We start from the raw sequence: 14,811 nt of genomic DNA on the forward strand, positions 1-14,811 counted from the left end.
TTTTAGATTACCATCATCCTTGTTAAGAATAATCCATACCAGGAAGTGATAGAAATCACAGTTTTATCGTCTATATATCTTTTTTTTGTGAATTATTTATTAAAGGCATAAGAAAGGAGATTAATTTAAGGATAAAAATAAAAGCGCAGTACAGAAAGCACCGCGCACAGAAAAGTTTATACCGTTTTATTCCGTTTCATTACCATTGCCACAATAAGGCTTAGTAATAGTGCGCCAATAATCCACATCAGCGCACTGCTGCCCTGTGACCACAGACTGTAAATAAACCCGATGATCACCAACAACATAACCAGCGTGCCAACAACAAGGATCGGTAACGAGGCGTGAATATCATGACGCAGGCGGATAGCGACCATAAACACCGCCAGGTAGCAGATCAAAAAAGTGGCACTGGCGACGCTGGCGAGCGAGCCTAAATTCAGCGCCGCCGTCATCAGCATAATCAACACCACTACGATGATGTTTCCCCAGGTACTCTGCCGCCACAGGGATTTATTCATTAATTTCGGCAGTTCGCGCTCGCTGCCCATATTGTCCATGATGTTAAACACGGCAAACAGGTTGGCGTTGATGGCTGAGGCCGTCGCCAGTAAAGCGCCGATGACCACAATCACATAACCCACATGTCCGAGCAACGGAGAAGCGGCTTGCGCTACGGCGGTATCGGCATATTTTTCTAACTCTAATGCCGAAACATCGCTAAGTAGCACCAGCGCCAGCGCAATGTAGAGTAGCGTGGTAACGCCAATCGCCACCAGAAACGCCCGTGGCATAATGACCGCCGGATCTTTCACTTTATCCGCTGCGTTTGCCATCATGCCAAAGCCCGCATAAGCAAGGAAGGTTATCCCAATACAGGAGAAGAACGCGCCGGAGCTGGGTGGTGCAGAGACAGAAATGTGCGCTGGTTGTAGCGACCAGACGCCTGCGACGATCAACAACAACAGGATCATCATTTTGATGCCGACGAGGATCACTTCCAGCCGCCCTACCGCATGATTGCTTAAGGAGTTAAATAGTGTCATCAGCGCAATGATCGCCAGTGCGTACAGCAAAATAAGATGCTCATCCTGGCTGCCTTCATGCAAAAACTGCACGGCATAAGCGCCAAAGGCACGAGCCACCATCGCGATACTCACCGCCAGCGTCATCAGGTACAGTAACGATAGAGCCAGCGAAAAGACGCCATTACCTAATCCCCGACGAAAGAAGTCAATAATCCCGCCGTTACTGGGGTAACTCGCCCCAAGCCGCGCGTAGGCATAACCGGAAAACATCGCCACAATACCGCCAAAGGCAAAGGCGACCCAGGTCGAGGCTTCCATTAACAACGCGGCCTGCCCCAGCAGGGCAAAGATCCCCGCCCCCACCATCGCCCCAATGCCGATGGAAACGACATTCCATAGCCCGAGGGGTTTGTTATCGTTATCACCTTCCGTGTTCATCATGATCAGCCCTTAAACACGTTATAGCCGAGTTGTTTAGCGACCGATGCCACCATTTTTTGTCCGCGAACACTGTTGCCTTCTTCATCCAGCGGTGGCGAGAACGCGGCAATACCCATCACGCCAGGTACGACCGCCAGAATACCGCCGCCAACGCCGCTTTTTCCGGGCAACCCCACGCGATACGCCCAGTCACCGGAGCGACCATACAGTCCTTCCATCATCATTTCGGCCAGGATGTACGGTACATTATCGGCCTGAAGAATACGTTTTTGGCTTAGCGGATTAACACCGCCCGCCGCCAGCGTCGCGCCAAGCGTCGCCAGTTCAACGGTATTGATAAGCGTGGAGCACTGACGGGTGTACACGTCGCAGGCTTCCATCGCATCGCAATAGAGGTATCCGGAGGAATACAGTAGCCAGGCAATTGCGCGATTGTGGAAGTTGGTGGTCTGCTCTGACTGATTCACTTCATCAGAGAGCGCCACCTGCTCCCCAGCCAGTTGTTGTTGGATGAGTAAAATCCGCTGCCAGCGTTGCTCGGCATTGTCGGCTTTGATCAGACTGGTAGTGGCGATAGCACCTGCATTCACCAGTGGCGACAACGGTTTGCCGCCATGAAGTTCTAAGGCGATGACTGAATTAAAAGGCAATCCGGTCGGGTCAGCGCCAATTTTGTCCTGAACCGCCTGCGAGCCGACATCTTCCAGCGCGAGGGCTAACGTACAGACTTTCGAGATGGATTCCAGCGCAAAGCGGTAATCACTGTCACCCGCGCGATAGACGCTACCATCGCAAGTCACAATAGCCACTGCCGCCAGTTGGCTGGGGACATTCGCCAGAAAGGGAATGTAATCGGCATTTTGTCCGCCGCTCAGTGAATGATATTGGGTATATGCCTGGTCCACTGCCTGCTGTAAATTTTTTGCATCTGACATCTTTTGTTAACTCCTTTTTATAGATGCGGGAGGTTATTCCTCACCCCGATGCCAATTTTCAGGCATCCTGATTTAACTTAGCACCCGCAAATTAACTACAGGAAAACAAAGAGATAATTGTCTGATTCTGATGGAAATTGAGCCAATTTTTTAATCTTCACTGACTTTTATCCTGGTGATTAATTAATTTCTTGACCTTCCCCTTGCTGGAAGGTTTACCCTTTATCTCAGTCAGTCAACACTGTCTTAAAGGAGTGAATTATGTCTCAAACAATCGACCTGACCCTGGACGGCTTGTCCTGCGGTCACTGCGTTAAACGCGTAAAAGAGAGTCTTGAGCAGCGCCCGGACGTTGAGCAGGCGGACGTGTCTATCACTGAAGCGCACGTTACCGGTACTGCCAGCGCAGAACAGCTTATCGAAACTATCAAGCAAGCGGGTTATGACGCATCAGTAAGCCACCCAAAGGCTAAACCGCTGGCGGAGTCATCAATCCCGTCGGAAGCACTGACAGCGGTTCCTGATGAGCTTCCGGCAGCGACCGCCGAAGACGATAGTCAGCAGTTGCTGCTGAGCGGCATGAGCTGCGCCAGTTGTGTCACCCGGGTGCAGAACGCGCTGCAAAGCGTACCGGGCGTCACCCAGGCACGGGTAAACCTGGCGGAGCGCACTGCGCTGGTGATGGGCAGTGCCTCCCCACAAGATTTAGTGCAGGCGGTGGAAAAAGCGGGCTACGGCGCAGAGGCGATTGAAGATGATGCTAAACGCCGCGAGCGCCAGCAGGAAACCGCCGTCGCGACTATGAAACGCTTCCGCTGGCAGGCGATTGTCGCCCTGGCGGTGGGTATCCCGGTGATGGTCTGGGGGATGATTGGCGAGAACATGATGGTCACTGCCGACAACCGCAACCTGTGGTTGGTTATCGGCCTGATTACGCTGGCGGTGATGGTTTTCGCGGGTGGGCATTTTTACCGCAGCGCATGGAAAAGCCTGCTGAACGGCGCGGCGACGATGGATACGCTGGTAGCGCTGGGTACAGGCGTGGCGTGGCTCTATTCGATGAGCGTCAACCTGTGGCCGCAGTGGTTCCCGATGGAAGCGCGACATCTTTATTACGAAGCCAGCGCGATGATTATCGGTCTGATTAATCTCGGCCATATGCTGGAAGCGCGCGCACGTCAGCGCTCTTCTAAAGCGCTGGAGAAATTACTCGATTTAACCCCGCCCACGGCACGACTGGTCACCGAAGATGGTGAAAAAAGTGTGCCGCTGGCTGAAGTGCAGCCAGGTATGTTGCTGCGCCTGACGACCGGTGATCGTGTGCCGGTAGATGGTGAGATTACCCAGGGCGAAGCGTGGCTGGATGAAGCAATGCTGACGGGTGAACCTATTCCGCAGCAAAAAGGCGAAGGCGATAGTGTCCATGCCGGGACGGTGGTGCAGGACGGCAGCGTGCTGTTTCGCGCCAGTGCGGTTGGCAGCCATACTACCTTGTCGCGGATTATTCGCATGGTGCGCCAGGCCCAGAGCAGTAAGCCGGAAATCGGCCAACTGGCGGATAAAATCTCTGCCGTGTTTGTGCCGGTAGTGGTGGTGATTGCGCTGATCAGTGCGGCAATCTGGTATTTCTTTGGTCCGGCACCGCAAATTGTTTATACCCTGGTGATTGCCACCACGGTGCTGATTATCGCCTGCCCGTGTGCGCTGGGGCTGGCAACGCCGATGTCGATTATTTCTGGTGTCGGCCGCGCGGCAGAGTTCGGTGTGCTGGTGCGTGACGCCGACGCACTGCAACGTGCCAGTACGCTGGATACCGTAGTTTTCGATAAAACCGGGACGCTGACCGAAGGGAAGCCGCAGGTTGTCACTGTGAAAACCTTTGCTGATGTTGACGAAGCGCAGGCGCTGCGTCTGGCGGCGGCACTGGAACAAGGTTCCAGCCACCCACTGGCGCGGGCAATCCTCGATAAAGCAGGCGATATGCAACTGCCACAAGTCAACGGCTTCCGCACATTGCGCGGGCTGGGCGTGAGCGGTGAAGCAGAAGGCCATGCGCTGCTGTTGGGGAATCAGGCGCTGTTAAATGATCAGCAAGTAGATACGAAAGCTATCGAAGCGGAGATTACCGCCCAGGCATCGCAAGGATCAACGCCAGTGCTGCTGGCGGTTGACGGTAAAGCGGTAGCCCTGCTGGCAGTACGCGATCCATTACGTAGTGATAGCGTGGCGGCGCTGCAACGGCTGCATAAAGCGGGATATCGTCTGGTGATGTTGACCGGGGATAACCCAACGACCGCCAATGCGATCGCCAAAGAAGCGGGGATTGATGAAGTGATTGCGGGTGTATTGCCGGATGGTAAAGCCGAAGCGATTAAACGTCTGCAAAGCGAGGGGCGTCAGGTCGCAATGGTGGGTGACGGTATTAACGACGCGCCAGCACTGGCCCAGGCGGATGTCGGTATTGCAATGGGCGGTGGGAGTGATGTTGCGATTGAAACCGCAGCGATTACTCTGATGCGCCATAGTCTGATGGGCGTTGCCGATGCGCTCGCCATCTCCCGCGCAACGCTGCGTAATATGAAGCAGAATCTGCTTGGTGCGTTTATCTATAACAGCATTGGGATCCCCGTCGCCGCCGGTATTTTATGGCCGTTCACCGGAACCTTGCTTAACCCGGTGGTTGCCGGGGCAGCCATGGCACTCTCGTCGATTACCGTGGTGAGCAACGCCAACCGGTTGCTGCGGTTTAAACCGAAAGAGTAAGTACGTCATTGCCGGATGCGCTGCTTCAGGGCGGCGCATTTGGCATTAACGCACGACTGCCGGATGCGGCGTGAACGCCTTATCCGGCCTACGGTTCGGGCACAAGTCTGTAGGCCTGATAAGACGCGACAGCGTCGCATCAGGCAATAGTGCTCAGGTGCCGGATGCGGCGTGAACGCCTTATCCGGCCTACGGTTCGGGCACAAGTCTGTAGGCCTGATAAGACGCGTCAGCGTCGCATCAGGCAATAGTGCTCAGGTGCCGGATGCGGCATGAACGCCTTATCCGGCCTACGGTTCGGGCACTAGTTTGTAGGCCTGATAAGACGCGTCAGCGTCGCATCAGGCAATGGCGCTCAGGTGCCGGATGCGGCATGAACGCCTTATCCGGCCTACGGTTCGGGCACAAGTTTGTAGGCCTGATAAGACGCGACAGCGTCGCATCAGGCAATGACGCTCAGGTGCCGGATGCGGCATGAACGCCTTATCCGGCCTACGGTTCGGGCACAAGTTTGTAGGCCTGATAAGACGCGACAGCGTCGCATCAGGCAATAGTGCTCAGGTGCCGGATGCGGCGTGAATGCCTTGTCCGGCCTACGGTTCGGGCACAAGTTTGTAGGCCTGATAAGACGCATCAGCGTCGCATCAGGCAATGGCGCTCAGGTGCCGGATGCGGCATGAACGCCTTATCCGGCCTACGGTTCGGGCACAAGTCTGTAGGCCTGATAAGACGCGACAGCGTCGCATCAGGCAATGGCGCTCAGGTGCCGGATGCGGCATGAACGCCTTATCCGGCCTACGGTTCGGGCACAAGTTTGTAGGCCTGATAAGACGCGTCAGCGTCGCATCAGACAATAGTGCTCAGGTGCCGGATGCGGCGTGAACGCCTTATCCGGCCTACGGTTCGGGCACAAGTTTGTAGGCCTGATAAGACGCGACAGCGTCGCATCAGGCAATAGTGCTCAGGTGCCGGATGCGGCATGAACGCCTTATCCGGCCTACGGTTCGGGCACAAGTCTGTAGGCCTGATAAGACGCGTCAGCGTCGCATCAGGCAATGGCGCTCAGGTGCCGGATGCGGCGTGAACGCCTTATCCGGCCTACGGTTCAGGCACAAGTTTGTAGGCCTGATAAGACGCGACAGCGTCGCATCAGGCAATAGTGCTCAGGTGCCGGATGCGGCGTGAACGCCTTATCCGGCCTACGGTTCGGGCACAAGTTTGTAGGCCTGATAAGACGCGTCAGCGTCGCATCAGGCAATAGTGCTCAGGTGCCGGATGCGGCGTGAACGCCTTATCCGGCCTACGGTTCGGGTACAAGTCTGTAGGCCTGATAAGACGCGACAGCGTCGCATCAGGCAATAGTGCTCAGGTGCCGGATGCGGCATGAACGCCTTATCCGGCCTACGGTTCGGGCACAAGTTTGTAGGCCTGATAAGACGCGACAGCGTCGCATCAGGCAATGGTGCTCAGGTGCCGGATGCGGCGTGAACGCCTTATCCGGCCTACGGTTCGGCACAAGTTTGTAGGCCTGATAAGACGCGTCAGCGTTGCATCAGGCAATGACGCTCAGGTGCCGGATGCGGCATGAACGCCTTATCCGGTTTACTGGACAAAGCACTGTGCACAAGTGCAACAATCAACTCCATTTGCGCCATTCCTCCCCGCGCGCTAGCATGATATTTCACAAAGGGAGGTCGTATGGATCTGTTGTACCGGGTAAAAACACTTTGGGCTGCGCTGCGCGGTAATCATTACACCTGGCCTGCCATCGATATCTCTCTTTCCGGTAATCGTCATTTTCATCTCATTGGCAGTATTCATATGGGTAGCCACGATATGGCTCCCCTGCCCGCCCGGCTGCTCAAAAAACTCAAACAAGCCGATGCGCTTATCGTCGAGGCGGATGTTTCCACCAGCGATACCCCATTTGCCAATCTCCCTTCCTGCGAGGCGCTGGAAGAGCGTATCAGCGAAGAACAGATGCAAAACCTGCAACATATTAGCCAGGAGATGGGCATTTCTCCCTCGCTGTTTTCTACTCAACCGCTGTGGCAAATCGCGATGGTTCTTCAGGCGACACAGGCGCAAAAACTGGGGCTGCGGGCAGAATATGGTATCGATTACCAGTTATTGCAGGTAGCGAAGCAACAACATAAGCCCGTGATTGAACTGGAAGGGGCAGAAAATCAGATTGCCATGTTGCTCCAGCTTTCCGACAACGGACTGGCACTGCTGGACGATACTCTGACCCACTGGCATACCAACGCCCGGTTGTTGCAACAAATGATGAGCTGGTGGCTGAATGCGCCACCGCAAGATAATGAAATAACGCTGCCCAATACATTCAGTCAGTCGCTGTACGATGTGCTGATGCACCAGCGCAATCTTGCCTGGCGGGATAAATTACGCGCTATGCCGCCGGGGCGCTATGTGGTCGCGGTTGGCGCACTGCACTTATATGGAGAAGGGAATTTGCCGCAGATGCTGCGCTAAAAAAATGGCCAATATCGCTATTGGCCCGTCAAAGAGGAATTTCATATTTTTATTATTATGCCGTCACTTTAAGCGACGGTGTAAGTCGATTGTCGCTCAATCTCACCATCCTGCCAATACTCTTAGGCAAGATGACTCTTTTTTTTGGGCCGCCATCAGGCGTATGCTTTCTCCGTTTTTTGTTTGAGGCAGGAAAATTACGATGACACCCGCAGTTAAATTACTCGAAAAAAACAAGATTTCTTTCCAGATTCATACCTACGATCACGATCCGGCTGAAACTAATTTTGGCGATGAAGTGGTCAAAAAATTAGGTTTGAATGCGGATCAGGTCTACAAAACGCTGCTTGTCGCAGTGAACGGCGATATGAAACATCTGGCGGTAGCCGTTACGCCAGTCGCAGGTCAACTGGATCTTAAAAAGGTGGCAAAGGCGCTGGGTGCCAAGAAAGTAGAGATGGCCGATCCGATGGTGGCACAACGCACCACGGGGTATCTGGTTGGGGGAATTAGCCCACTGGGGCAGAAAAAACGTCTGCCGACGATCATCGACGCCCCCGCGCAAGAATTTGCCACCATTTATGTTTCTGGTGGTAAACGCGGGTTAGATATCGAACTGGCAGCAGGCGATCTGGCGAAGATCCTCGATGCGAAATTTGCCGATATTGCTCGCCGCGATTAAGCATTGTGCCGGATGCGCACATCCGGCACTTTCAGATTACTGCCAGCTTACCTCACCTTTCGGCTCATATGCGCTCGCATCCAGCGGCGAGTTTTTCTGGATATAGCCTTTCAGCACTTCAGCATCAATAAAGCCGGTATTCACATAACCCGGTTTGTTATCAAGGCGCGGATAACCATCACCACCGGTGGCATTGAAGTTTAATGTCGCCATGCGGTAAGTTTTCGCCGGATCGATTGCTTCGCCTTTGATTTTCAGGTCGTTCAGTTTGCCGTCTTTCGCCACAAAGCTGACGTTGGCAAATTGCGGATAGGCACCGGAATCCGGCTTCATTTGCGCGACGGCGGTCAGGTAATCAATCACCTCTTTACCCGTCATATCCACATACACCACCACATTGCCGAACGGCTGCACTTTCAGCACGTTTTTGTAGCTGATATTACCAGCCTCAATGGAGTCGCGAACCCCGCCGCCGCTCATCACCGCGAAGTCAGCGCCTGTGCGATCCATTTGTGCCGCCAGAATTAATCGTCCCATATTGGTCTGCACAAAACGGACTTTGCTGCGGTCACCTTCCAGGCGACCATTGGTTTCGCCAATTTTCACTTCCAGTTGCGCTTTGCCTTTGTTCTGGAACGGCGATAACAGCGAGATCATTTGCTGGTTCTCAGCGATTTCCGGGGTGTAAAGCACACGTTCACTTTTCCCGTCTTCCCAGGTCACTTTCTTCTTCAGATTCACCGGAATCAACTGGTAGTTGACCATTTTCATTTCGCCATTGCGGAACTCAAAATCAGCCCGCCCCACGTATTTCCCCCACTCATGCGCCTGCACAATCCAGATGCCGTTTTGTTGATCCGGTTTACAAGGCGTACCAGGAACATAATCGACCTGTTTTTTATTTTCCGCCGCCATACAGACCGGATCTTGCGAGTGACCACCGACGATCATCGCCAGCGATCCGGCAGGCAGGCTGCGCGCCATCTCTACATCGCCCGGAGCATTTGAACCGTGCTCACCATTGTCGTAATGCCCCATATGCGTGGCGGCGATAATAATGTCCGGCTTCTCTGTCTGTTGCAGTTCCTGAATCACCAGCTTCGCTTCGTCGGCAGGTTTACGAAACTCAATGTCAGTGAAATATTCCGGGTTACCAATTTTCGCCGTGTCATCGGTCGTCAGACCAATAACCGCGATTTTCAGATCCTGACGCTTAAACAACGCCCAGGGTTTAAACAGGCGCTCGCCGGTACTTTTTTGATAGATATTGGCGGACAGCAACGGGAACTTAGCCCACTTTTCCTGCTGACGTAATACGGCGAGCGGGTTATCAAATTCATGATTACCGATCGCCATCGCGTCATAACCCACCAGATTCATGCCGCGAAAATCAGGTTCAGCATCCTGTAAGTCGGATTCCGGTACACCGGTGTTAATGTCGCCACCAGAAAGTAACAGCACGCTACCACCTTCAGCAGCGACTTCTTTGCGGATACCATCCACCAGCGTTTTTTGCGCCGCCAGACCATATTCGCCATATTCATTACGCCAGAAATGACCGTGGTGATCGTTGGTATGAAGCACCGTAATTTTGTAGGTTTTATCCTGCTCATAAGCCTGGGCGGTTTCACTCGCCAGTGTAAATGCGGCTAATAATGCTAATGCCACACCCCGCTGCAAAAACTTCATATTTCTCTCTCCCTGACCAGATATCAACGTGTTGAAAATTAGTATGACGCGACATAATAGACAAATCTGTGTGTGGTGATGGTAAATCTACATACAAAAATGGAAATTCTGTATTAAGCATTGAGACTTCCTTAAGACAGCGCATGCAGGTATGTTAGTCAGGTAATAATCACAAATAAGATAATTCTTTACATCGCAACCCTGAAAAAGTGACTTTCCTATGGCAATGAGTGAACAAACCCAGCCTGTGGCGGGCGCGGCTGCGTCAACCACTAAGGCACGCACATCGTTTGGTATTTTAGGCGCAATCAGCCTCTCGCATCTGCTGAACGACATGATCCAATCGCTAATTCTGGCGATTTATCCTCTGCTTCAGTCTGAATTTTCTCTGACATTTATGCAGATTGGCATGATTACCCTGACGTTCCAGCTCGCTTCCTCCCTGCTGCAACCGGTGGTCGGCTACTGGACCGATAAATACCCGATGCCGTGGTCGCTGCCGATTGGCATGTGCTTTACCCTGAGCGGCCTGGTGCTTCTGGCGCTGGCGGACAGTTTTGGTGCGGTTCTGCTGGCGGCGGCGCTGGTCGGTACAGGTTCATCGGTCTTTCACCCGGAATCTTCCCGCGTGGCGCGTATGGCGTCTGGGGGGCGTCATGGCCTGGCACAATCTATCTTCCAGGTAGGCGGTAACTTTGGTAGTTCGTTGGGGCCATTGCTGGCGGCGGTGATCATCGCACCTTACGGCAAAGGCAACGTCGCATGGTTTGTACTGGCAGCACTGCTGGCTATCGTAGTACTGGCGCAAATCAGCCGCTGGTACGCCGCGCAACACCAAATGAGTAAAAGCAAACCGGAAGAAGTGATTGTTAACCCGCTGCCACGCGACAAAGTGGTACTGGCAGTCAGCATCTTGTTAATCCTGATTTTCTCGAAATATTTCTATATGGCGAGCATCAGCAGCTATTACACCTTTTATTTGATGCAAAAGTTCGGTTTATCTATCCAGAATGCCCAACTTCATCTGTTTGCCTTCCTGTTTGCCGTCGCGGCGGGAACCGTCATTGGCGGGCCTGTGGGGGACAGAATTGGTAGAAAATATGTAATTTGGGGTTCTATCCTCGGCGTTGCGCCGTTTACCTTGATTTTACCTTACGCCAGCCTGTACTGGACGGGTATTTTAACGGTGATTATTGGATTTATCCTCGCCTCGGCGTTTTCCGCCATTCTGGTCTACGCCCAGGAGCTACTTCCGGGGCGTATCGGCATGGTTTCTGGACTCTTTTTCGGTTTTGCTTTCGGGATGGGAGGCCTTGGCGCAGCGGTTCTGGGGCTTCTCGCTGACCATACCAGCATCGAGTTAGTTTATAAAATCTGTGCTTTCCTGCCGCTTCTGGGAATGTTGACCATATTCTTACCTGATAATCGGCATAAATCCTGAATTCCCGGCAGCCAAAGGTAAACTTTGGCTGCTTCATTTTGCAGTAGCCATAAGCCTTTCCTCTTCATACACCTCATTACTTTTCCGATCCGTGCTTTTTTTTGCGGCTAATTCCATTTTTCTGCAAAATTCAACAATTATTCATAAACATCATCAATGAAATTGTCATAAACTATTACCTGTAATTTTGGTTTTCCCGGCCAAAATATGGACAACTACCACCAGGAAAAGGAGACGGAATGCATCACGCCACCCCGCTTATCACCACAATTGTTGGCGGCCTTGTGCTTGCCTTTATCCTCGGCATGCTGGCCAATAAACTGCGTATTTCTCCTCTGGTGGGATATCTGTTAGCGGGTGTGCTGGCTGGCCCCTTTACCCCAGGTTTTGTTGCTGATACTAAACTGGCACCGGAACTGGCGGAGCTGGGCGTTATTCTGCTGATGTTCGGCGTCGGCCTGCATTTTTCGCTAAAGGATTTAATGGCGGTAAAGTCGATCGCCATTCCCGGCGCGATTGCCCAGATAGCCGTGGCGACGTTGCTGGGCATGGCTCTCTCTGCCGTGATCGGCTGGTCGTTGATGACCGGCATCGTGTTCGGCCTGTGCCTTTCCACCGCCAGTACCGTGGTACTGCTACGCGCGCTTGAAGAACGGCAATTGATAGACAGTCAGCGCGGGCAAATCGCCATTGGCTGGCTGATTGTGGAAGATTTGGTGATGGTTCTTACGCTGGTATTGTTGCCGGCGGTAGCGGGGATGATGGAACAAGGCGATGTTGGCTTTGCCACGCTGGCGGTTGATATGGGGATCACCATCGGCAAGGTGGTCGCATTTATCGCCATTATGATGCTGGTGGGCCGCCGTCTGGTGCCGTGGATTATGGCGCGGAGCGCTGCAACCGGTTCGCGTGAATTGTTTACCTTATCGGTGCTGGCGCTGGCATTAGGCATTGCTTTTGGTGCAGTAGAACTGTTTGACGTCTCCTTCGCGCTGGGCGCATTCTTTGCCGGAATGGTGCTTAACGAATCCGAACTTAGTCACCGCGCAGCGCATGATACGCTGCCGTTGCGCGATGCGTTTGCGGTGCTGTTCTTTGTCTCTGTAGGCATGTTGTTTGATCCACTGATCCTGATTCAGCAACCGCTGGCGGTGCTGGCTACGCTGGCGATTATTCTGTTTGGTAAATCAGTGGCAGCGCTTTTCCTGGTTCGTCTGTTTGGTCACTCCCAGCGTACAGCGTTAACCATTGCCGCCAGCCTGGCGCAGATTGGTGAGTTCGCCTTTATCCTGGCAGGTCTGGGGATGGCGCTGAATCTGCTGCCGCAGGCAGGGCAAAACCTGGTGCTGGCAGGCGCGATCCTGTCGATTATGCTCAACCCGGTGCTGTTCGCGCTGCTGGAGAAATATCTGGCGAAGACCGAAACACTGGAAGAGCAGACGCTGGAAGAGGCTATCGAAGAAGAGAAACAGATCCCGGTGGATATTTGCAACCACGCGATACTGGTGGGCTATGGTCGCGTGGGCAGCCTGCTGGGGGAAAAATTGCTCGCGTCTGATATTCCGTTAGTGGTGATTGAAACATCACGAACCCGTGTTGATGAGTTGCGTGAACGCGGGGTTCGCGCAGTATTAGGCAACGCTGCTAACGAAGAGATAATGCACCTGGCGCATCTGAAATGCGCGAAATGGCTGATTCTGACCATTCCCAACGGTTACGAAGCCGGTGAGATTGTGGCCTCTGCTCGCACCCAAAACCCGGATATTGAGATTATCGCCCGTGCCCATTATGACGATGAGGTGGCGTATATCTCCGAACGTGGAGCAAATCAGGTGGTGATGGGTGAACGCGAAATTGCCCGTACTATGCTGGAACTGCTGGAAGCGCCACCGGCTGGTGAGGTGGTGACGGGGTAATATATTGACATCATTGCCGGATGCGATGCTAACGCATCTTATCCGGCCTACGCGTGCCATCTTCCGTAGGTTGGATAAGGCGTTTACGCCGCATCCGACAGTCATCAGTTCGCTGGTTTAACGATCCCAGTAAGACTCTTCCAGACTGTCTTCACGCTCCGGCAGCCCGCGTGTTAAGCGTGGTGAATGCTGGTTCAAAACCTGATAACTGACGCGGTTAGCGTATTTACACACCTGCGCTAACGACGAATAGGTTAACCAGGTGAATTTATGCTTACTGGAATTTGGCACGTTGGTGCGGTGATAACTATTGGCGGTAATGTCATGCAACAACGCTGCCAGCGCCCCATCTCCGGCTCCGTTGGTGTTCATGATTTTTTCCGGCCCGCCCATATATGGTGCAATGTGCGAATAGACACGCAACGGATTCTGGCAATCTTTGTGCCGCATGGCGCGGCTAAACTCATACTGGTTAAATTCGGGTATGGCCCCCGGCAATAGCGGATGCTGGGTTTTGCGTTTCGCTTCGTCTTCAGTAAAGCCCGCCATATATAAACCAATTGGCCCCGCGGTGCACAGCACCAGATCTACCCAGTCCAGTGCCTTATCAGATGCCAGCAGCGGATCGCTCTCTCCGGTCAACGCTTCCGCTTCCTCTTCGTTCATCGCCAGAATAGAAACGTGTTCTTTGAGGAACGCCTGCCACCACTGTGGGTTCTCCGCAATAACAAATTTGGTTCCCAGCGTCAGCACCACCGGCACGTTGTATTTTTTGGCATATTCAATGGCTTTCATGGTCGCTTCCGGCATCGGTTCACCCGGCTTGCAACGCACCAGATAGGACGTTAATACCAGCGCCGACGCTCCGGCAATGACATCTTCCGGAATACTTTCCGCACGTAGCTGGTTCATATGACCCGGGCTGATAGCAAAGGTACGTTCGCCAGACTCACCAATCAGCGTAAAGCAACGACCAATCGGGCCGTCCACCCCTTGCAGATAGTTAAGATCGGTTCGACTGGAGGTGTTACACAAGTAACGGTAGGCGTAGCTGCCAATTTCAATATTGCTGCACATTACGCCCAGCAGCACCGAACGGTCATCCGCCAGCACGGAGTAATTGTGCATGGTGTTACCAATGGTGCCACCCGCGAACTGATGGGTTATCAGGTTGTTCTGTTTCAGTTCCTGATAAAGTACTTCGGCAACATCATCTTCAATCACCAGTGAATGCCCGGCGCTTAATCCATAACGCTCAATGAACTCATCATCCACTTTCGCTTCAATATCCACCAGCGTCTGGTCGATACCCACCACCCAGGCGGCGCTGGTTTCGTTTTCTGGTTGGATTTGCTGCAACAGCGGATCGCGTGCGTTTACAGGGAAGTAATGTTTGGATTTACGTTTACCGGGAAATTTCATG

General features: G+C 53.2%; 9 protein-coding genes. 5 read left to right on the forward strand and 4 right to left on the reverse strand.

Annotation, left to right across the window (positions count from 1 at the left end; translation table 11 throughout):
- Positions 1-176: 176 nt before the first annotated feature.
- Positions 177-1,469, reverse strand: coding sequence for an APC family permease (locus tag C7B16_RS03660; protein WP_000982141.1), 1,293 nt, complete (start codon positions 1,467-1,469; stop codon positions 177-179).
- A 2-nt stretch (positions 1,470-1,471) separates the two neighbouring features.
- Complete coding sequence (glsA, locus tag C7B16_RS03665) at positions 1,472-2,404, reverse strand: glutaminase A (protein WP_107179375.1); 933 nt, start codon at positions 2,402-2,404, stop codon at positions 1,472-1,474.
- A gap of 261 nt (positions 2,405-2,665) precedes the next feature.
- On the opposite strand from glsA, the gene copA reads away from it, so the two are divergent.
- The 3 genes from copA to ybaK all read left to right on the forward strand — a co-directional run bounded on the left by copA (position 2,666) and on the right by ybaK (position 8,342).
- On the forward strand, positions 2,666-5,167 hold the full coding sequence (copA, locus tag C7B16_RS03670; protein ID WP_000083928.1) for a copper-exporting P-type ATPase CopA: 2,502 nt from the start codon (positions 2,666-2,668) through the stop codon (positions 5,165-5,167).
- Positions 5,168-6,865: 1,698 nt separating this feature from the next.
- Positions 6,866-7,660: a TraB/GumN family protein gene (locus tag C7B16_RS03675; RefSeq protein WP_085448744.1), complete on the forward strand. Its 795-nt coding sequence runs from the start codon at positions 6,866-6,868 to the stop codon at positions 7,658-7,660.
- 202 nt (positions 7,661-7,862) lie between these two features.
- A complete protein-coding gene (gene ybaK, locus C7B16_RS03685; protein WP_000186624.1) occupies positions 7,863-8,342 on the forward strand; it encodes a Cys-tRNA(Pro)/Cys-tRNA(Cys) deacylase YbaK in 480 nt (159 codons plus the stop codon).
- Positions 8,343-8,378: 36 nt separating this feature from the next.
- Here ybaK and ushA read toward each other — a convergent pair whose 3' ends face one another.
- Positions 8,379-10,031, reverse strand: a complete 1,653-nt coding sequence (gene ushA, locus C7B16_RS03690; protein ID WP_000670590.1) for a bifunctional UDP-sugar hydrolase/5'-nucleotidase — start codon at positions 10,029-10,031, stop codon at positions 8,379-8,381.
- Positions 10,032-10,251: 220 nt separating this feature from the next.
- Here ushA and fsr point away from each other — a divergent pair, with 220 nt between their 5' ends.
- Both fsr and ybaL read left to right on the forward strand, forming a co-directional pair.
- Positions 10,252-11,472, forward strand: a complete 1,221-nt coding sequence (gene fsr, locus C7B16_RS03700; protein WP_107179376.1) for a fosmidomycin MFS transporter — start codon at positions 10,252-10,254, stop codon at positions 11,470-11,472.
- Between the two features lie 239 nt (positions 11,473-11,711).
- Positions 11,712-13,388: a YbaL family putative K(+) efflux transporter gene (gene ybaL, locus C7B16_RS03705; RefSeq protein ID WP_000546244.1), complete on the forward strand. Its 1,677-nt coding sequence runs from the start codon at positions 11,712-11,714 to the stop codon at positions 13,386-13,388.
- Between the two features lie 117 nt (positions 13,389-13,505).
- On the opposite strand, the gene gsk is transcribed toward ybaL, so the two are convergent.
- Positions 13,506-14,810, reverse strand: coding sequence for an inosine/guanosine kinase (gene gsk, locus C7B16_RS03710; protein ID WP_000671588.1), 1,305 nt, complete (start codon positions 14,808-14,810; stop codon positions 13,506-13,508).
- Between the last annotated feature and the right edge of the window lies 1 nt (position 14,811).

The sequence above is a fragment of the Escherichia sp. 20412-1 genome, from assembly GCF_003027595.1.
Taxonomy (GTDB): Bacteria; Pseudomonadota; Gammaproteobacteria; order Enterobacterales; family Enterobacteriaceae; genus Escherichia; species Escherichia marmotae.

Bases quoted from the DNA above. Each gene is read 5' to 3' on its own strand.
- C7B16_RS03675 (WP_085448744.1), top strand. From the start codon at position 6,866: ATGGATCTGTTGTACCGGGTAAAAACACTTTGGGCTGCGCTGCGCGGT.
- C7B16_RS03660 (WP_000982141.1), bottom strand. From the start codon at position 1,469: ATGATGAACACGGAAGGTGATAACGATAACAAACCCCTCGGGCTATGG.
- glsA (WP_107179375.1), bottom strand. From the start codon at position 2,404: ATGTCAGATGCAAAAAATTTACAGCAGGCAGTGGACCAGGCATATACC.
- ybaK (WP_000186624.1), top strand. From the start codon at position 7,863: ATGACACCCGCAGTTAAATTACTCGAAAAAAACAAGATTTCTTTCCAG.
- fsr (WP_107179376.1), top strand. From the start codon at position 10,252: ATGGCAATGAGTGAACAAACCCAGCCTGTGGCGGGCGCGGCTGCGTCA.
- gsk (WP_000671588.1), bottom strand. From the start codon at position 14,810: ATGAAATTTCCCGGTAAACGTAAATCCAAACATTACTTCCCTGTAAAC.
- ybaL (WP_000546244.1), top strand. From the start codon at position 11,712: ATGCATCACGCCACCCCGCTTATCACCACAATTGTTGGCGGCCTTGTG.
- ushA (WP_000670590.1), bottom strand. From the start codon at position 10,031: ATGAAGTTTTTGCAGCGGGGTGTGGCATTAGCATTATTAGCCGCATTT.
- copA (WP_000083928.1), top strand. From the start codon at position 2,666: ATGTCTCAAACAATCGACCTGACCCTGGACGGCTTGTCCTGCGGTCAC.